The organism is Ruegeria sp. ABV3_008 (assembly GCF_056161185.1).
Genome location: NZ_JBSWYP010000007.1, coordinates 198,287 through 215,918, shown reverse-complemented (window position 1 = coordinate 215,918; position 17,632 = coordinate 198,287). Strand labels below are relative to the sequence as shown.

Genomic DNA, 17,632 nt, shown 5'->3' with positions numbered 1-17,632 from the left:
CCTTCAATACCCAGGGTCCGGCCGGACCTTTGAGCCATCGGTGAAACGAGACAGGCGAAACGCGGCCGGATCCACACAGGGCGTTCTGTGCATGACCAGATCTGCCATAAGCAAGCCCGCGCCGGGGCCGATGCCGAAACCGTGGCCAGAAAACCCGGTGGCAATGAACAGGCCCGGCAGTTCATCGACCGCCGAGATCACCGGGATTGCGTCCGGGGTCACGTCAATCATCCCCGCCCAGCTCTGGACAATCTCGGCCTGTTCCAGCGCCGGATAACTCTTGCGCGCATTTGCCCACGCGCCGCGGATGACCTTTTGCGACGGCTCCGGATCCAGCACGCGGCAATGTTCGAACGGAGTCACATCGGTGGGCAGCCAGCGCCGGTCCTCTCTCGCCTCGGTCGTCCATCGGCCTGACAGGCGAAAGCGCAGCGATCTCCATTCCTGCGCGAAGGCTGGCAGGAACTTGAGGGCCAGCCGAAAACTGTCGGGCACGATATCCACCGTGTTTTCATGACCCGAGGCGATGGTATAACCACCATCCGCCCGCTTTCGGATTGCAAACCCATCCGACCACAGCGCGACCTCGGGCCCCTCGGCCACCGGCGACACGCGCATGACCGTGTTCAGCACCTTCAGTTGAGGCAGGTCGATCCCTGCATTTCCCGCAAACAATCGCGACCAAGCCCCACCGGCCAAAACCACCCGTTCACACCCCACGCGGCCCCGTTCGGTGAATACTCCGGCAACGCGACCCTCTTGAATATCGACGCTACGCACGGCGCAATTGGTCATGACGATCGCTCCGCGATCACGCGCGGCCTCGGCGATGGCGGGGGCGGCCCATTGCGGCTCGGCCCGACCGTCTTGCGGCATGTAGAGACCGCTTGATATATCCGATTGCGCCGCGGGCATAAGCTCGGCCAGTTCGGCCCCGGCGACGATCCGTGCGCCGGTGTCCAACCCGTCGACATGGCGCGTCCAACGTTCAAGATTGCGCGCATCCAGCTGGCCTGAGGCCCCAAACAGAATCCCTGACTGCGTATAGCCGGTCTGACGTCCGATCCGGTCATCCATCCCTCGCCAAAGGCGCAGCGACTCTTGCATCAGAGGGATCTCCCTCGGGTCGCGCATCCCAAGACGCACCCATCCCCAATTGCGAGAGCTCTGCTCGCCCGCGATCTGACCCTTTTCACATAGGAAGACCGAAACGCCCCGCTCGGCCAGCTCCAAGGCTGTCGACACACCGACAATACCGCCGCCGATCACGACGACATCAGTTTGTTTCGGCAATGAGAGATCGGAGTCGAAGACAGTAGGCTTGGGACCGGGCATCAAAAGCTCATGGACAATCGCATGGACCGCCATGGAGACCGACCACTGCGCCACTGGCAACCGGTTTTTTGAGGATCACATAGGATTGTGCAGACCTGTGGCGCGCACGCCAAAGGTGCCGCGAAATACGCCGCACCTTCTAAGACTTTAGCCTAGCAATTTACGCCACGCCTGAAAGCTCAGCCCATTTCTGACGCAGATTGACCGAAAACCCGCTCGACTTGGGCTTTGACCCGGTCCGGACCTCTTCCTGAGGGAAGACATCAGGGAATTCAGGCCGCTTCATCGGCGCGACATTCTGCTGACCTGCATCTTCCCTCAGCATGTCCGCAATGGCCGCATCCAGTTTCTCCTCGTCCAACTCTTGGGGAGGAGATTCCATCGTATTCAGCGCCCGCGGCGCGTGAAGCGATTTATCATATTGCTCATTCATCGTAACACCACACTGTTCACTCAGACATCCCACCCGGATGTGGCGTCGTCAGGCTAAAAAAACAGTTTGCCATGACCTTGCACCCCTCGCAGCAATACGTCACACCCGCCTCACATGAGGCAATATCCAAGCATAAATGTGGCGGAAAAATGTCGCAAAAACAAGGGCAGCCTGCGGATCATCCCGGAAAATGAACGGGGCACGCGCTCTATCGGAAACAATGCAGGAGTTCAGTGCAGCACTAAACCACAAACGGGAAACAATGCGCCTTATTTACCCCTGATCACGCCAACGATTCACGATCGGATAGCGACGATCCAACCAGAAGGCCCGGCTGGTCAGGCGCGTGCCGGGGGCGGATTGGAACCGTTTATACTCGCTGATGTAAATCAGATGCTCGACCCGTTTAGCATCGGCCTCATCGAAACCGGCCGAAACACAATCAGCAATCGAGCCATCCTGATCGACCAGGATTTCTAAGATGCCATCCAGAACCGGATAGTCCGGCAGGCTGTCGCTGTCTTTCTGATCTTCGCGCAGCTCGGCGCTTGGGGGTTTGTCGATGACCGACGGTCGGATCACCTCGCCTTCAGGCCCCATCATCCAGTCGCGATGATTGGCGTTGCGCCAGCGGCAGGTCTCGAACACGCGGGTTTTGTAGAGGTCCTTGATCGGATTATAGCCCCCGTTCATGTCGCCATAGATGGTGGCATAACCAACAGCGACCTCGGATTTGTTGCCGGTGGTCAAAAGCATCTCTCCAAACTTGTTCGAGATTGCCATCAGCAACACGCCGCGCAGGCGGGACTGGATGTTCTCTTCGGTCAGATCGGCATCGCGACCGGCGAATAGAGGGGCCAGAGTTTCGGTCACCGCAGCGCGGCTTTCCGAGATCGGCACATAGTCATAATGAACACCCAGAGCCTTGGCGACCGCCTCGGCATCGTCCAGTGAGACCTGGCTGGTGTATTCCGATGGCAGCATCACGCAGCGCACGTTGTCAGCGCCAATCGCGTCAACGGCAATGGCCGCAACCAGGGCTGAGTCGACCCCGCCTGAAAGCCCGAGAACCGCCTTTTTGAAACCGGTCTTGCCCATGTAGTCACGCAAGGATTGGACCATGGCACGGTAGTCCTGCTCCCACACATCCGGTTGGGGGACGATCTCGGCCGGGGCGATGCGCCAGCCGTCATCACCACGCTCAAGATCTACATGGCGTATCGCTTCGTCGAATACGGGCATCCGGAAGGCAAGCTCACCACCCGGGTTCAGGCCGAAGGTTGCTCCGTCAAAAACCTGATCATCCTGCCCGCCAACCATGTTCAGATAGATCAGCGGCAGGCCGGTCTCGACCACGCGGGCCACCATGTGGTTCAGGCGCACATCGTATTTATCACGAAAATAGGGCGAGCCGTTGGGGATCAGTAGAAACTCGGCCCCGGTTTCCTCCAGCGTCTCAGCCACGTCCGGGTGCCAGCCATCTTCACAGATTGGGCTACCGATGCGGAAATTGCCGACCGAGTACGGCCCACCCAGCGGGCCGGAATCATACAAGCGCACCTCATCAAAGACCGTTTCGTTCGGGAGATGGTGTTTCAGGGACTTGCTGGTGATTCGGCCACCATTCAGGATCAGATAAGCATTGTAGAGGCTTTCATCTTCGACCCACGGTCCGCCGACGGCAATGGCAGGACCCTCCGCACAATCCACAGCTAGAGCCTCGATCGCGGCCATGGCAGCGCGATGAAACACGGGCTTCATCACAAGGTCCTGCGTGTTGTAGCCGGTGACGAACATCTCAGGGAAGGCCACCATGTCAGCCCCGGCCTCACGGGCCTCCTTCCACGCTGCGTGTGCTTTGGCGGCATTGCCGGAAATATCCCCCACGGTGGGGTTAAGCTGCGCCAGAGTGATGCGGAAACGGTCGGCCATGCTGCCCTCTTGCCTTCGTCAGTCCATTTGCATTTAGCAGATCACCGCGCGAGTGAAAGGGCCATGCGGCAAAAGCCGTTGCTCTGCCCGTGACGGTCCCTTAGTTTTGCGCCGAAGAAAGCAAGCAATGATGATCGGGCAGGCAGGAACAACAATGGATGTGATCCGCAATTCGATTGCTGCAGGGGCCATGACCCTGATCGCAGCGGCAGCCTTTGCGCAGGACGGAACCGTCATCGTCAAGGATGACGAGGTCGGAGGCGTCTATGAAGGCACCTTCTTGAATGGCTTGCGACACGGGACCGGATCGTATCGGCTGCCCAACGGGTTCGAGTATTCGGGCGAATGGATCGAGGGCAAGATTCAGGGGCTAGGCACGGCGCGTTTTGCCAATGGCGCGATCTATGAGGGCACATTCGCCGATGGCCAGCCGGACGGCCAAGGCAAGATCACCTATCCAGATGGTGGCACCTATGAAGGGACGTGGTCCAACGGGGCCATCAACGGAACCGGCGTGGCCCAATATGCCAATGGCCTGCGATATGAAGGCGCGTTCAAAGACGCGCGCCATCATGGCAAGGGTACCCTGTCAGACCCCAACGGCTATTCCTACGAAGGCGACTGGGTTGACGGTGAAAAGCAGGGCATGGGCAAGATCACCTCGGCCGATGGCTCGGTTTACGAAGGTGAGATCGAACAGGGTCAGCGCCATGGTCAGGGTCGTCTGGTTCAGTCGGACGGCGTTGAATATGACGGCCAATGGCAGAACAACGTGATGACAGGCACCGGGCGGCTGACGCTGGCCAACGGGGATGTCTACGAGGGCGCATTGCTGGACGGGCGCCGTCAGGGCAAAGGCAAGGAAACCTATGCCAACGGCAACGTCTATGAGGGCGACTACGAAGACGATCAGCGCCACGGCAAAGGCACCTTCACCGGAACAGATGGCTACAGCTACACAGGCGACTGGTCCCGTGGTCAGATCGAGGGCTTTGGCGAGATCACCTATCCGGACGGCTCAACCTATATCGGTGAACTCAGTGCGGACCTGCCGCATGGCAAGGGCCAGAACACATATCCTGACGGCACCATCTATGATGGTGAGTGGGTTGCGGGTGTGTTCGAAGGTCGGGGCACGGCCACATATCCAAACGGCGTCGTCTATACCGGCGAGTTCCGGAATGCGGTCAGCCACGGCACCGGCGTCGTCACCTTTGCCAATGGCTATCGTTATGAGGGCGAATGGGTCGACGGTGCGCGGCAGGGCAAAGGCAAAGCCAGCTACGCGGACGGCACGATTTATGACGGAGATTTCCTGAACGGCAAGCGTCACGGCAAAGGCACGATCACAACGCCCAGCACGTTCACCTACACCGGCGATTGGGTTGACGGCAAAATCAGCGGAGTGGGTGTTGCGACCTACAGCACAGGCGACGTTTACGAAGGCGGCTTCCTCGACAACAAACGCCACGGCGAAGGCACCATGCGCTATGCCAACGGGCAAGAGGAGTCTGGCGTGTGGGACAATGACGCTCTGCCCGCGCAAAGCGCAGCAGAAGAAGCGCCCGCGCAAGAGGATGAACCCTCTCAGGCGGAAAACGCTGAGGAACCAACCGAGGCTGAACCCTCCGACGGTTAACCCACTACCACGGAACGGGTTTTCCGGCCCAGTCGAAGAACCCGCCCGTGTCATCGGTCGTCAGACCGTTGACCACGTTTAGCAAATTCTGAGCGGCCTCTTCAGGCTCAACCGCCGGATGCCGCCCAAGATATTTCTGCGTGAAGGCAGTTTTGACGGTGCCGGGATGCAAAGACACGCAGATCGCCAGTTTGTGCGTGCGCGAAAGTTCGATCGCCGAGGTGTGGACGATCTGATTCACCGCAGCTTTCGCAGCCCGGTAGCTGATCCAACCACCGATCCGGTTGTCTCCGATCGACCCCACACGCGCCGACAGGACACTAAAAACAGATCGCCTGTCGCGTGGTAGCAATCTGTGCGCACGGCTGAGGACCAGCGCCGGGCCAACCGAATTCAACGCAAACTGATCCATCATTGCCTGTGCCGATACAGCGCGGATCGTCTTTTCCGGCTCCGCCCCGTTGATCTCCAACGCGCCGGAGACGACCAGAACCAGATCGAACGGGTCAGGCAGGTCATCCAACATCTGCAAAGCCTGGTCCGGTTGAGTCAGGTCAAATCCGTCAACAGACCGGGACAGGCTTGTGACATGGATGCCGTACTCCTCAAGACGCGTGCAAAGCGCCGATCCAATTCCGCCAGAGGCGCCTATGATCAAAGCCGTTTTCATGCCTAACGACCTAGCGGCGGTAATGGCTGGATCAATGACAGGTCTCTAAGAATCCGCGCAGAAAGGACCACGCCCTCATTTTGGTTCTTTTCATTCCGCGCAAGCTCGGTATAACCTCATCCTCATGATCAACCGCGCAGATATCCTTGTTGCCGACACCGCCCTTCGCGGTGCGTCGCTGCGTGGCCTACTGATCCTAATCCGCCTCTGAGCGTGCCATCCGGCGCGCCCGCTCAGAGGAGGACGCCAGCGCGCCAAGAGGCTTTAGGACAGAAGAAGAAAGAGAACCCCATGACCAACGTGACCGACCAAGACCGCGTCTTGATCTTCGATACCACTTTGCGCGACGGCGAGCAGAGCCCCGGCGCAACTATGACCCATGACGAAAAGCTCGAGATTGCCGAGCTGCTGGACGAGATGGGCGTCGACATTATCGAAGCCGGTTTCCCCATCGCATCCGAGGGCGACTTCAAGGCCGTATCCGAGATCGCGCAACGGTCGAAAAACAGCCGTATCTGCGGTCTGGCCCGTGCGAACTTCGCCGATATCGACCGCTGCTGGGAGGCTGTAAAACACGCCGAGAAGAACCGTATTCACACCTTCATCGGCACCTCCCCCCTGCACCGCGCCATTCCGAACCTGACGATGGACGAGATGGCCGAGAAGATCCACGAAACCGTCAGCCACGCGCGCAACCTGTGCGAAAACGTTCAGTGGTCACCGATGGATGCGACGCGGACCGAGTGGGACTACCTCTGCCGTGTGATCGAGATTGCGATCAAAGCGGGCGCAACCACGATCAACATCCCTGACACGGTGGGCTACACCGCCCCAGTGGAGTCGGCCGACCTGATCAAGCGTCTGATCGAGACCGTACCGGGAGCGGATGAGGTGATCTTTGCCACCCACTGTCACAACGACCTTGGCATGGCGACCGCGAACTCTCTGGCCGCTGTAGCAGGCGGGGCGCGTCAGATCGAATGCACCATCAACGGTCTGGGCGAACGCGCGGGCAACACGGCTTTGGAAGAGGTCGTGATGGCGCTGCGCACTCGCAACGATATCATGCCATGGCACACGGGCATCGACACGACCAAGATCATGCATATCTCGCGCCGCGTGGCGACCGTGTCGGGCTTCAACGTTCAGTTCAACAAGGCCATCGTCGGCAAGAACGCTTTCGCGCATGAAAGCGGCATCCATCAGGATGGCATGCTGAAGAACCGCGAAAACTTCGAGATCATGCGCCCAGAGGATATCGGCCTGTCCGGTACCTCTCTGCCTTTGGGCAAACACTCAGGCCGCGCCGCGCTGCGCGACAAGCTCGAAACGTTGGGTTTTGACGTCGGTGACAACCAGCTCAAGGACATCTTCGTTCGGTTCAAAGATCTGGCCGACCGCAAGAAAGAGGTGTTCGACGATGACCTCATCGCGTTGATGACCATGGACGAGCATGACGACTACCTGCAGCTTGTTTCAATGAAAGTGACTTGCGGCACCGGCGGTCAGGCCGAAGCAACCGTTGAGCTTGAGATGGACGGCAAGGACATCATCGCCACCGAGCATGGTGACGGGCCTGTGGATGCTACGTTCAAAGCAATCCGCGCGATCTATCCCAACACCGCCCGGTTGCAGCTGTATCAGGTTCACGCAGTGACCGAAGGTACCGACGCGCAAGCCACCGTCTCGGTCCGCCTGAGCGAAGACGGCATGATCGCAACCGGCCAATCGGCCAACACAGACACGGTTGTTGCGTCAGCCAAGGCCTATATCCATGCGCTGAACCGCCTGATCGTTCGTCGCGAGAAAACCGGCCCCGGAGCAGACACGCGTGAGATCAGCTACAAAGACCTGACCTAGAAACGGCAAAGGGCTCCCGCACCCGCGGCGGTCCGGCTTCGCCGAGACCCACCTTGGGTTTTGGGCCCGAAAGCGCGCCTGCAGCGCGCTGTCGGGCCCAAAACGTTTGACGGCATCTTTGATGCAGGCAAAACGGGGCGGGAGCTTTGCTTGCTCCTCAACGCATCTTCAGAGTTGTTTGAACAACCCGGACAATCTGCGGGTTTCCTGATCCAAATCGAAGGGCGCGTTGATCACAAACATTCCAGACCCGACCATCCCATGCCCTTTGCGTGCTGCGGGGAATGTCACTTCGTGTTTCAACACCTTCGGGAAATCTTGAGACGTCAGCGCATCCACCATCGGCTTTTGACGGCCATCTTTCAGGATCGGATACCACAAGGCGATCACACCGACGTTCCACTTGCGATGCAGTTTGGCGATGATCCCCGGCAGGCGGTCGTATTCCGCCTTCACCTCGTAGCTGGGGTCAATCAACAGCATACCCCGTCTGGGCGTCGGCGGCAGCAGGGACTGCGCCAGCTCATACCCGTCCTGCTTGTAGACGCGCGTATTGCCCCCCGGAACTGCCAGAGACAATGCCGCATATTCCTGCGGATGCAATTCAGCGAGGTGCAGACTGTCCTGTGACCTCAGCAGGCTAGCTGCAATCAGGGGCGATCCGGGGTAGCTGGCCTCTCCAAAACGCGCGCGGGTCAACTCGATCGCCTGCGCCAGCGGATGATCATCGCCAAACCATGCACTACGCTGCACCCGCTCAATCCCGGCGGCTGCTTCTCCGGTCTTGCGGGCCTCGTCTGAATCCAGCCGATAAACCCCACGCCCCGATTGGGTTTCGACATAGGTCAGCGGTTTGTCCTTTTGGGTCAGATAGGACAGCGTCCATGCCAATAAAGCGTGCTTTTGCACATCAGCCAGATTCCCGGCGTGGTAAATATGTTGATATGAGAGCATATTGCCTTCTACAGTCCCTGCAAATGAGGCGAAAAGGTGCTGATTGCCGCGGAATCAGCCCTTTTACCGGGCGAGTTGGCACCCTATAAGTCATCCGTCCCGGAACCGTCGAGTCGCGGGCAGTAGAAAAACCGACATACAGGATCAGGGGAATCATGGGGATCTTTGGCAATCTGGGCGGCCTGTTCACAGCGGACATGGCTATCGACCTTGGAACGGCAAACACGCTGGTCTACGTCAAGGGGCGCGGTGTGATCCTGTCTGAACCCTCGGTTGTGGCCTATCACGTCAAGGATGGCGTTAAAAAGGTTCTGGCGGTTGGCGAAGACGCCAAGCTGATGCTGGGCCGAACACCGGGTTCGATTGAGGCCATTCGCCCAATGCGCGAAGGTGTCATTGCGGACTTCGACACCGCCGAGGAAATGATCAAGCATTTCATCCGCAAAGTGCATAAGCGTTCGACCTTCTCGAAGCCGAAGATCATCGTCTGCGTCCCGCATGGCGCGACCCCGGTTGAAAAACGCGCGATCCGTCAGTCGGTTCTGTCCGCAGGAGCGCGCCGCGCGGGTCTGATTGCCGAACCGATTGCAGCGGCGATTGGGGCAGGCATGCCAATCACCGATCCGACCGGCAACATGGTTGTCGACATCGGCGGCGGCACCACCGAGGTCGCGGTTCTGTCGCTGGGGGATATCGTGTACGCCCGCTCAGTCCGCGTGGGTGGAGACCGTATGGACGAGGCGATCATCTCATACCTGCGTCGTCAGCAGAACCTTCTGGTCGGCGAATCCACCGCTGAACGCATCAAGACCACCATCGGCACCGCCCGCATGCCCGACGACGGCCGTGGCCAGTCGATGCATATCCGCGGTCGCGACCTGCTGAACGGAGTGCCAAAAGAAATCGAGATCAGCCAGGCTCAGGTCGCCGAGGCGCTGTCGGAACCCGTCCAGCAGATTTGTGAGGCTGTGATGACCGCGCTGGAGACCACGCCCCCCGATCTGGCCGCAGATATCGTGGATCGCGGCGTGATGCTCACCGGTGGCGGAGCGCTTCTGGGGGATCTGGATCTTGCTCTGCGCGAACAGACCGGTCTGGCCGTGTCGATTGCCGATGAAAGCCTGAATTGTGTGGCTTTGGGCACCGGCAAGGCGCTAGAATACGAAAAACAGCTGCGCCACGCGATTGACTACGAAAGCTAAGGCGCGCACCCTTTAGAAAATAGGGTAAACTCGGCCCGAGCAGCACGGGAAGGTAACCTGTGGCAAAAGACCGATCACAGCGCGATGACTACACAGCCCCACTGCGGCGTCTGCTGCTGGGGATCGTTGTGCTGTGCCTGCTGGGCATCTTCATCGTCTGGCGGATCGACAGCCCTCGGGTTGAACGGTTCCGCGCGCAGGTTGTGGATGCTGTTGTGCCCTCGATGGATTGGGCCATGGTTCCGGTCACCGCGACCGTCAACCTGTTCCGTGATTTCCAAAGCTATCAAAGCCTGAGCGAGCAGAACCGCGAGCTGCGCTCGGAACTGCGGCTGATGCGCGCCTGGAAAGAGGCCGCGTTGCAGCTGGAACAGGAAAACGCGCGGCTTCTGGATTTGAACAATGTGCGGCTTGATCCTCGCCTGACCTATGTCACCGGCGTTGTGATGGCCGATAGCGGCTCGCCCTTCCGGCAGTCGGTGCTATTGAATGTGGGGGAGCGGGACGGGATCGTTGATGGCTGGGCCACGATGGACGGGATCGGTCTGGTTGGCCGTATCTCGGGCGTTGGGCCGGATACAGCGCGCGTTATTCTGATGACCGACGCCTCAAGCGTCATTCCCGCCACCATCCAACCTTCAGGCCAGACCGCTTTGATCACGGGCGACAATACCCCTGCCCCATCCGTCGAGTTTCTGGAAAACCGTGAGCTTGTGCGCCCCGGCGACCGGGTCGTGACCTCGGGCGATGGCGGCGTGTTTCCCGCCGGCCTGCTGATCGGCCAGATCGCCGCCGACCCCGGAGGCCGCCTGCGCGTGCGCCTCTCTGCCGATTTCGAACGGTTGGAGTTCCTGCGCGTTCTTCGCTACAACTCAGCCCCCACAATCCGCGATCCGGGGCAGATCGTTGGCCCCTCACGCCCCGCCGCTTCGTTGTCACCGGAGGAAGCTGGAGATGGATAAACCGGCCTCTCACAAATGGGCTATGCGCGGTCTTTACGGGGCGCTCGCGGTGTTCGTTCTGTTCCTGCACCTGCTGCCGCTGGATACACAGCCGGACCGCTGGCCTTTTCCGGACTTTCTGATCGTCCTGACCTTTGCATGGGTGCTTCGGCAGCCGGATTATGTGCCAACCGTTTTGGTCGCTCTGGTCATGTTGCTGGCCGATTTGCTGCTGCAACGCCCGCCGGGCCTGTTGGCCGCGCTGGTGGTGCTGGGCGCGGCCTACTTACGGTCTGCGGCACCGGGGATGCGAGATGCGGGCTTTGTGGCGGAATGGATGTCGGTCAGTGCCGTCGTTGCTGCCGTCTTTCTCGGCAATCGGGTCATCCTTGCGATCCTGTCTGTTGATCAGGCGGCTTTGTTACCGGTTATGATCCAGCTTGTGCTGACAATTCTTGCCTATCCGGTCATTGTTCTGCTGTCTCAGAGTGTATTCGGCGTGCGCCGCGTCTCGGCCGCGGATGCCAGCGCTGCGGGGGCGCGTGCATGAAACAACGCAAGATCAAAAGCGAAGGTGTCGCCTATAAACGTCTTCCCCGGCGGGCCCTGCTGCTGGGCGGTCTGCAGGCGGTTTTCATTGGCGGGCTGGCCGCGCGCATGCGGTATATGCAAGTCGATCAAGCGGATGAATATCGCCTTTTGGCCGAAGAAAACCGCATCAACATCCGCCTGATCCCGCCGACGCGGGGGCGCATCTATGACCGCAACGGGCAGGTCATAGGGCAGAACTCACCCTCCTACCGCATCGTAATTGTGCGCGAGGATGCCGGTGACATCGACAAGGTGATCGCCAAACTCTCGGACCTGATCCCGCTGAACGAGGATGAGATTGAGCGCGCACGCACGGAAATGCGCCGCTCGGCCCCGTTCCTGCCGGTCACATTGGTCGATCAGGTGACGTGGGAAGATATCTCGAAAGTCGCGGTGAACGCCCCGGCCCTACCAGGGGTCACGCCCGAGGTCGGGCAGACCCGACAATACCCGCGCTATGAGGATTTCGCCCATATCGTCGGCTATGTCGGCCCGGTCAGCGACTATGACCTCAGCCAGATCGAAGACCCCGAGCCGGTGCTGCGCATCCCCCGGTTCCAGATCGGCAAGGTCGGCCTTGAGGCAAAGCAAGAGATCGACCTGCGCGGCAAAGCAGGCTCCAAGCGGGTTGAGGTGAACGCCACCGGCCGCGTCATGCGCGAGCTGGACCGGCAGGAAGGCCAACCGGGTGCTGATCTGCAGCTCTCGGTCGACGCGGACCTGCAGCAATACGCTCAGGCACGGCTTGCCGGAGAAAGCGCCGCCGCCGTTGTCATTGATTGCGAAACCGGCGATCTGCGGGCGATGGCCTCGGCCCCCAGCTTCGATCCCAACCTGTTTGTGCGTGGCATCTCGGTCGCGGACTATCAGATCCTGACGCAGGATAAATACCGCCCGCTTGCCAACAAGACGGTTCAGGGCACATATCCGCCCGGATCGACCTTCAAGATGGTCACCGCCTTGGCCGCGCTTGAGGCCGGTGTCGTTGGCCCCGGCAGCACTGTTTATTGCCCCGGCCATCTAAAGGTCGGTAGTCGTCGCTTCCACTGCTGGAAGCGCGGAGGTCACGGCACGGTCGATCTCAATACTTCGCTCAAGCGCAGTTGCGACGTTTATTACTACGACGTTGCGCTGAAGGTTGGCATCGACAAAATCTCAGAAATGTCGCGAACCCTTGGGCTCGGCATCAAGCATGACATCCCCATGTCCGCCGTTCGGGCAGGTTTGGCTCCTAATCAGGAGTGGAAGCTGAAAACCCATGGTGAGGAATGGTTGAGCGGCGATACGGCCAACGCCTCGATCGGGCAAGGATTCATGCTGGCTTCGCCAATGCAGCTGGCCGTGATGACCGCGCGGATCGCCACCGGTCGAGCCGTGAAGCCGCGACTGGTCCGCTCGATTGATGGGGTCGAACAGCCAACGGGCGCGGGCGAACCGCTTGAGATCAGCCCGGCCAATCTGAACTACATCCGCGAGGCGATGTGGTCGGTCTCAAACGACCGGCGCGGCACGGCCTATCGCAGCCGGATTATCGCCGATGACCTGCGCATGGCGGGCAAGACCGGCACCAGTCAGGTGCGCAATATCACCAAAGCGGAACGTGCCGCAGGTGTGATCCGCAACGAGGACCTGCCATGGGAACGGCGCGACCATGCGCTGTTCGTCAGCTTCGCGCCTTACGACAAGCCCAAATACGCAATCGCGGTGGTCGTCGAGCATGGCGGCGGCGGTTCCAAGGCGGCGGCCCCGGTCGCGCGCGACATCATGCTTCAGGCGCTTTACAACGGCACGCCCCCGCTTGAGGCCTACCCGGCCGGAGATCGAGAGCGCATTAAGGAACAACAAAAACGGCTCGAGGGCGACCGCCGCCCCAAAGCGCGCCCCAGCGAGAAGGACCGCGCATGAGCTATCTTGAATATGCGGTCAAATCCACGCCATCGGGGTTCCGTAAATTCCTGTATATGAACTGGCCACTGACGCTGTTGCTGATCAGCACGGCCAGTGCTGGGTTCCTGATGCTATACTCGGTGGCGGGTGGCTCGTGGATGCCGTGGGCCGAGCCTCAGATCGAACGTTTCGGGCTGGGCCTGACGGTGATGTTCATCGTCGCACTGGTGCCAATCTGGTTCTGGCGCAACATGTCGGTACTGGCCTATCTAGCTTCGATCGCGCTGTTGGTGTTTGTGGAGCTTTTCGGAACCATCGGCATGGGCGCACAGCGCTGGATCGACCTTGGGTTCATGCGCCTTCAGCCGTCCGAGGTGATGAAGGTCGCGCTGGTCATGCTGCTGGCGGCCTATTACGATTGGCTGCCCTCGCACAAAACCTCACGCCCGCTTTGGGTTCTGATCCCGGTCGTTTTGATCCTGATCCCTACCTTCATGGTACTGCGCCAACCGGATCTTGGAACTTCGATCCTGCTGTTGGCCGCGGGTGGAGGGTTGATGTTTCTGGCCGGTGTCCACTGGGCCTATTTCGCGGCCGTGATCGCAGCCGTGGTCGGCTTGATTGCAGCTGTTTTCAACAGCCGAGGGACCGAGTGGCAGTTGCTGAAAGACTACCAGTTCCGCCGGATTGACACGTTTCTTGACCCGTCTACCGACCCGCTGGGCGCGGGCTATCACATCACCCAGTCCAAGATCGCCCTGGGATCGGGTGGATGGAATGGGCGCGGCTTCATGCAGGGCACGCAATCACGACTGAACTTCCTGCCTGAAAAACACACCGATTTCATCTTCACCACATTGGCCGAAGAGTTCGGCTTTGTCGGTGGCATCACCCTATTGCTGCTTTACGCGCTCATCCTGATCTTCTGCATGGTCACGGCGCTGTCGACCAAAGACAGGTTCTCATCGCTGGTCACCATGGGGATCGCGCTGAACTTCTTCCTGTTCTTTGCGGTCAACATGTCGATGGTGATGGGGCTGGCTCCGGTTGTTGGGGTGCCTCTGCCCATGGTCAGCTATGGTGGGTCGGCCATGCTGGTCCTGATGGCCGCCTTCGGCGTCGTGCAAAGCGCCCATATCCACCGCCCCCGCTGATCGGAAAGCCCCTCGATGCCTGTCAATATCCTGTTCTCCGCACGTCCTGAGCTTTGGCCGGTGTACCAGCCGCTTCTGACCGAGGGGCTGCAAAAGGCAGGCGTCGCGTTCAATCTTGCAACCGAATTCCCCGAGGATGAGGTGGAGTACATCGTCTACGCCCCAAGCGGCGGGCTGCTGGATTTCATGCCCTATACAAGGCTGAAAGCGGTTCTTAGCCTCTGGGCCGGGGTCGAGAAAATCGCAGGGAACAAGACGCTGACCGTGCCACTGGCGCGGATGGTGGATCACGGGCTGACCCAAGGCATGACCGAATGGGTCGTGGGGCACGTGCTGCGCTATCATCTGGGGATGGACCAGTACATCAAAGTGCAAGATGGTGTGTGGACACCTGACGCGCCGCCATTGGCGAACGAACGTCAGGTCTGCATTCTGGGCCTTGGCGCTTTGGGGCAGGAGGCAGCCCAAGCGCTGGCTACGTTGAATTTCAACGTCACCGGTTGGAGTCGCACCTCCAAAAACGTCCCCGGAGTAACCTGCCTGAGCGGCGAAGACGGATTGAAAGAGGCGCTGTCAAAGGCCGAGATCGCCGTCCTCTTGCTGCCCGATACACCGGCGACCGAGAACACTCTGAACGCCGAAACCCTTTCGCTGATGCCCAAAGGCGCGCGGATCATCAATCCGGGGCGTGGGCCTCTGATTGACGATGACGCGCTATTGCAGGCGTTGAACACCGGCCAGATCGGACATGCCACGCTGGATGTGTTTCGGGTTGAGCCTCTGCCCGCCGATCACCCCTATTGGGCGCATCCGAACGTGACGGTGACGCCGCATATCGCCTCGGAAACGCGGCCCGTGACGGCGGCGCAGGTGATTGTCGAGAATATCCGGCGCGGGGAAGCTGGCGAGCCGTTTGTGCATCTTGTGGATCGCCAGCTGGGATATTGATCCCCCTAGGACCGGGGGAGAAGGGTTACGCCGCGATCAGGCCGCGCCCTTTCAGCAAAGCCTCGACACCCGGCATCCGGCCCCGGAAGGCCAGATACAGCTCCTCAGCCTCGCGCGAGCCGCCGGTGGACAGGATGTTGTCTTCCAGAGCTTTGGCACGTTCTGGATCAAAGGCCCCTCCGGCCTCCTCAAAGGCCTCGAACGCGTCGGCATCCATCACTTCGGACCACATGTAGCTGTAATAGCCTGAGCTATAGCCATCACCCGCGAAGACATGCGCGAAATGCGGGGTCGCGTGGCGCATGCCGATGGCTGCGGGCATTCCGATGCCGTCCAGAACCTCGGCCTGTTTCGCCATCGGGTCCGCCGGGGCCGCGCCTTCATGGAACGCCAGATCAACCAAAGCCGAGGCGACATATTCCACCGTCTGGAACCCCTGATCAAAATTCGCGGCTTTCAGTACTTTCTCAAGCATTTCTTGCGGCATTGCCTCGCCGGTCTCCGCGTGGGTGGCGAACTCGGCCAGAACCTCGGGGACCTCCAGCCAATGTTCGTAAAGCTGGCTTGGCAGTTCGACAAAGTCGCGCGCCACGGACGTGCCCGAAATGCTTTCATAGGTCACGTTCGACAGCATTTGATGCAGGGCATGCCCGAACTCGTGGAACAACGTGCGCGCGTCGTCATAGGACAACAGCGCCGGATCGCCTTTGGCGAAGTTGCACACGTTGATCACGACCGGAGCCTGTTTTTTGGGGAATTTCGCCTGCCCCCGCATTGCACTGCACCACGCGCCCGACCGTTTGGACCCGCGTGCGAAATAGTCACCGATGAAGACCGCGATATGCTTGCCGTCGCGCGTCACCTCCCACGCCCGGCAATCAGGGTGGTAAAGCGGAACGTCCAGCGGTTTGAACTCCAACCCGAACAGACGGTTGGCGCAGGCGAACGAGGCCTCGATCATCCGGTCCAGTTGCAGGTAGGGTTTCAGCGCGGCCTCATCCAGATCGTGCTCGGCCTTGCGGCGTTTCTCAGCGTAGTAGCGCCAGTCCCATGCCGCCAGAGGGCCGTTGACGCCATCCTCTTGCATCATCGTGGTCAGAACCTCGGCATCTGCATCGGCGCGCGCCTTCGCAGGCTCCCACACTTGCATCAGCAGGTCGCGGACGCGGTCAGGCGAGCGGGCCATTTCGGTCTCAAGCTTGTAGTCAGCAAAGCTGTCATAGCCCAACAGCTTGGCGCGTTCTTCCCGTAGGCTTAGGATCTCAGCGGCAATGTCGCGGTTGTCGGTCTCACCACCATTCGCCCCGCGCGCGGTCCAAGCGCGATAAGCTTTTTCCCGCAGGTCGCGACGGGGTGAGAACTGAAGGAACGGCACAATGATCGACCGCGAGAGGGTAACTACGGGACCAGCGGCGCCTTTTTCCTGACCCGCCGCGCGCGCGGCATCCACGACGAAATCCGGCAGGCCCTGCAGGTCATCCTCGGACAGGTCCATGAACCACTCGCGCTCATCCGCCAGCAGATTTTGGGTGAAGGATGTTCCAAGTGACGCCAGCCGCGCCTTGATCTCTTGCATCCGGGCGTCCTGCTCGCCTTCCAACGCAGCTCCAGCCAGGACGAAACCGCGATGAGACAGCATCAACACGCGGGCCTGTTCGTCGCTCAGGCCCAAATCATCGCGCCGCGCCCACAGGTCCGCCACACGCTTGAACAGCGCCTTGTTCGAGGATATCCCCGAGAAATGCGCCGCCAGCTTTGGCGAGAATTCCCGCTGCAGCTCTTCTCGTTTCGGATTGCTGTCCGCGCCCGCTACTGTGAAGAAAACCGACAGCACTTTGTCCAGCTGCTCACCCGCGGCCTCGAGCGCTTCGATCGTGTTGGCGAAACTCGGGGCCTCAGTGTTTGCGGCGATCGCGTCGATCTGCGCGTTATGCGCCTGCAGCGCCTCATCCAAAGCGGGGGCGAAATCGTCGTCCGAAATCTTGGCAAAAGGGGCGAGTTCGAACGGAGTGGTCCAGTCGGACAGGATCGGGTTGGTCATTCAGATCTCCTTTGACCACAACCTAGGAAGGGCCGGTAAGATGAT

14 protein-coding genes are annotated in these 17,632 nt (G+C 60.2%); 8 read left to right on the top strand and 6 right to left on the bottom strand.

The window, feature by feature from the left end; all coding sequences use genetic code 11:
• Positions 1–3: 3 nt before the first annotated feature.
• The 3 genes from ACXAH8_RS14155 to ACXAH8_RS14145 all read right to left on the bottom strand — a co-directional run bounded on the left by ACXAH8_RS14155 (position 4) and on the right by ACXAH8_RS14145 (position 3,700).
• The gene (locus ACXAH8_RS14155) at positions 4–1,335 is read right to left on the bottom strand and encodes an NAD(P)/FAD-dependent oxidoreductase (RefSeq protein WP_475219473.1); all 1,332 of its coding nucleotides are present in this window, start codon (positions 1,333–1,335) and stop codon (positions 4–6) included.
• A 160-nt stretch (positions 1,336–1,495) separates the two neighbouring features.
• Positions 1,496–1,717, bottom strand: a complete 222-nt coding sequence (locus tag ACXAH8_RS14150) for a hypothetical protein (protein WP_475219389.1) — start codon at positions 1,715–1,717, stop codon at positions 1,496–1,498.
• A 324-nt stretch (positions 1,718–2,041) separates the two neighbouring features.
• A complete protein-coding gene (locus tag ACXAH8_RS14145; protein WP_475219387.1) occupies positions 2,042–3,700 on the bottom strand; it encodes an NAD+ synthase in 1,659 nt (552 codons plus the stop codon).
• 130 nt (positions 3,701–3,830) lie between these two features.
• Here ACXAH8_RS14145 and ACXAH8_RS14140 point away from each other — a divergent pair, with 130 nt between their 5' ends.
• On the top strand, positions 3,831–5,339 hold the full coding sequence (locus ACXAH8_RS14140; RefSeq protein ID WP_475219471.1) for an MORN repeat-containing protein: 1,509 nt from the start codon (positions 3,831–3,833) through the stop codon (positions 5,337–5,339).
• A 4-nt stretch (positions 5,340–5,343) separates the two neighbouring features.
• Here ACXAH8_RS14140 and ACXAH8_RS14135 read toward each other — a convergent pair whose 3' ends face one another.
• Positions 5,344–6,009 carry an SDR family NAD(P)-dependent oxidoreductase gene (locus tag ACXAH8_RS14135; RefSeq protein WP_475219385.1) on the bottom strand — a complete coding sequence of 222 codons (666 nt, stop codon included), beginning with the start codon at positions 6,007–6,009 and terminating at the stop codon, positions 5,344–5,346.
• Between the two features lie 291 nt (positions 6,010–6,300).
• On the opposite strand from ACXAH8_RS14135, the gene ACXAH8_RS14130 reads away from it, so the two are divergent.
• The gene (locus tag ACXAH8_RS14130) at positions 6,301–7,869 is read left to right on the top strand and encodes a 2-isopropylmalate synthase (RefSeq protein ID WP_170553395.1); all 1,569 of its coding nucleotides are present in this window, start codon (positions 6,301–6,303) and stop codon (positions 7,867–7,869) included.
• A 168-nt stretch (positions 7,870–8,037) separates the two neighbouring features.
• On the opposite strand, the gene ACXAH8_RS14125 is transcribed toward ACXAH8_RS14130, so the two are convergent.
• Positions 8,038–8,823, bottom strand: coding sequence for a 23S rRNA (adenine(2030)-N(6))-methyltransferase RlmJ (locus tag ACXAH8_RS14125; protein WP_475219382.1), 786 nt, complete (start codon positions 8,821–8,823; stop codon positions 8,038–8,040).
• 155 nt (positions 8,824–8,978) lie between these two features.
• On the opposite strand from ACXAH8_RS14125, the gene ACXAH8_RS14120 reads away from it, so the two are divergent.
• From ACXAH8_RS14120 to ACXAH8_RS14095, 6 genes are read left to right on the top strand one after another with little or no spacing between them, the layout of a single operon-like run.
• Complete coding sequence (locus ACXAH8_RS14120; RefSeq protein WP_039523195.1) at positions 8,979–10,025, top strand: rod shape-determining protein; 1,047 nt, start codon at positions 8,979–8,981, stop codon at positions 10,023–10,025.
• Between the two features lie 59 nt (positions 10,026–10,084).
• Positions 10,085–10,987: a rod shape-determining protein MreC gene (gene mreC, locus ACXAH8_RS14115; protein ID WP_170480731.1), complete on the top strand. Its 903-nt coding sequence runs from the start codon at positions 10,085–10,087 to the stop codon at positions 10,985–10,987.
• A complete protein-coding gene (locus ACXAH8_RS14110) occupies positions 10,980–11,516 on the top strand; it encodes a rod shape-determining protein MreD (protein WP_475219380.1) in 537 nt (178 codons plus the stop codon). Before mreC ends, ACXAH8_RS14110 begins: the two co-directional genes overlap by 8 nt.
• The gene (mrdA, locus tag ACXAH8_RS14105) at positions 11,513–13,462 is read left to right on the top strand and encodes a penicillin-binding protein 2 (RefSeq protein ID WP_475219378.1); all 1,950 of its coding nucleotides are present in this window, start codon (positions 11,513–11,515) and stop codon (positions 13,460–13,462) included. Before ACXAH8_RS14110 ends, mrdA begins: the two co-directional genes overlap by 4 nt.
• The gene (rodA, locus tag ACXAH8_RS14100; RefSeq protein ID WP_170462716.1) at positions 13,459–14,598 is read left to right on the top strand and encodes a rod shape-determining protein RodA; all 1,140 of its coding nucleotides are present in this window, start codon (positions 13,459–13,461) and stop codon (positions 14,596–14,598) included. The genes mrdA and rodA overlap by 4 nt, the downstream gene beginning before the upstream one ends.
• A 15-nt stretch (positions 14,599–14,613) precedes the next feature.
• Positions 14,614–15,546 carry a 2-hydroxyacid dehydrogenase gene (locus ACXAH8_RS14095; RefSeq protein WP_475219376.1) on the top strand — a complete coding sequence of 311 codons (933 nt, stop codon included), beginning with the start codon at positions 14,614–14,616 and terminating at the stop codon, positions 15,544–15,546.
• A 25-nt stretch (positions 15,547–15,571) separates the two neighbouring features.
• Here the strand turns inward: ACXAH8_RS14095 and ACXAH8_RS14090 are convergent, their stop codons facing one another.
• Positions 15,572–17,587: a M3 family metallopeptidase gene (locus ACXAH8_RS14090; RefSeq protein WP_475219374.1), complete on the bottom strand. Its 2,016-nt coding sequence runs from the start codon at positions 17,585–17,587 to the stop codon at positions 15,572–15,574.
• Positions 17,588–17,632: the final 45 nt, after the last annotated feature.

What these genes read in the sequence shown, in the direction of transcription:
- ACXAH8_RS14155 (WP_475219473.1), bottom strand. Translation starts at nt 1,335, where the DNA reads ATGCCCGGTCCCAAGCCTACTGTCTTCGACTCCGATCTCTCATTGCCG.
- ACXAH8_RS14150 (WP_475219389.1), bottom strand. Translation starts at nt 1,717, where the DNA reads ATGGAATCTCCTCCCCAAGAGTTGGACGAGGAGAAACTGGATGCGGCC.
- ACXAH8_RS14145 (WP_475219387.1), bottom strand. Translation starts at nt 3,700, where the DNA reads ATGGCCGACCGTTTCCGCATCACTCTGGCGCAGCTTAACCCCACCGTG.
- ACXAH8_RS14140 (WP_475219471.1), top strand. Translation starts at nt 3,831, where the DNA reads ATGATCGGGCAGGCAGGAACAACAATGGATGTGATCCGCAATTCGATT.
- ACXAH8_RS14135 (WP_475219385.1), bottom strand. Translation starts at nt 6,009, where the DNA reads ATGAAAACGGCTTTGATCATAGGCGCCTCTGGCGGAATTGGATCGGCG.
- ACXAH8_RS14130 (WP_170553395.1), top strand. Translation starts at nt 6,301, where the DNA reads ATGACCAACGTGACCGACCAAGACCGCGTCTTGATCTTCGATACCACT.
- ACXAH8_RS14125 (WP_475219382.1), bottom strand. Translation starts at nt 8,823, where the DNA reads ATGCTCTCATATCAACATATTTACCACGCCGGGAATCTGGCTGATGTG.
- ACXAH8_RS14120 (WP_039523195.1), top strand. Translation starts at nt 8,979, where the DNA reads ATGGGGATCTTTGGCAATCTGGGCGGCCTGTTCACAGCGGACATGGCT.
- ACXAH8_RS14110 (WP_475219380.1), top strand. Translation starts at nt 10,980, where the DNA reads ATGGATAAACCGGCCTCTCACAAATGGGCTATGCGCGGTCTTTACGGG.
- mrdA (WP_475219378.1), top strand. Translation starts at nt 11,513, where the DNA reads ATGAAACAACGCAAGATCAAAAGCGAAGGTGTCGCCTATAAACGTCTT.
- rodA (WP_170462716.1), top strand. Translation starts at nt 13,459, where the DNA reads ATGAGCTATCTTGAATATGCGGTCAAATCCACGCCATCGGGGTTCCGT.
- ACXAH8_RS14095 (WP_475219376.1), top strand. Translation starts at nt 14,614, where the DNA reads ATGCCTGTCAATATCCTGTTCTCCGCACGTCCTGAGCTTTGGCCGGTG.
- ACXAH8_RS14090 (WP_475219374.1), bottom strand. Translation starts at nt 17,587, where the DNA reads ATGACCAACCCGATCCTGTCCGACTGGACCACTCCGTTCGAACTCGCC.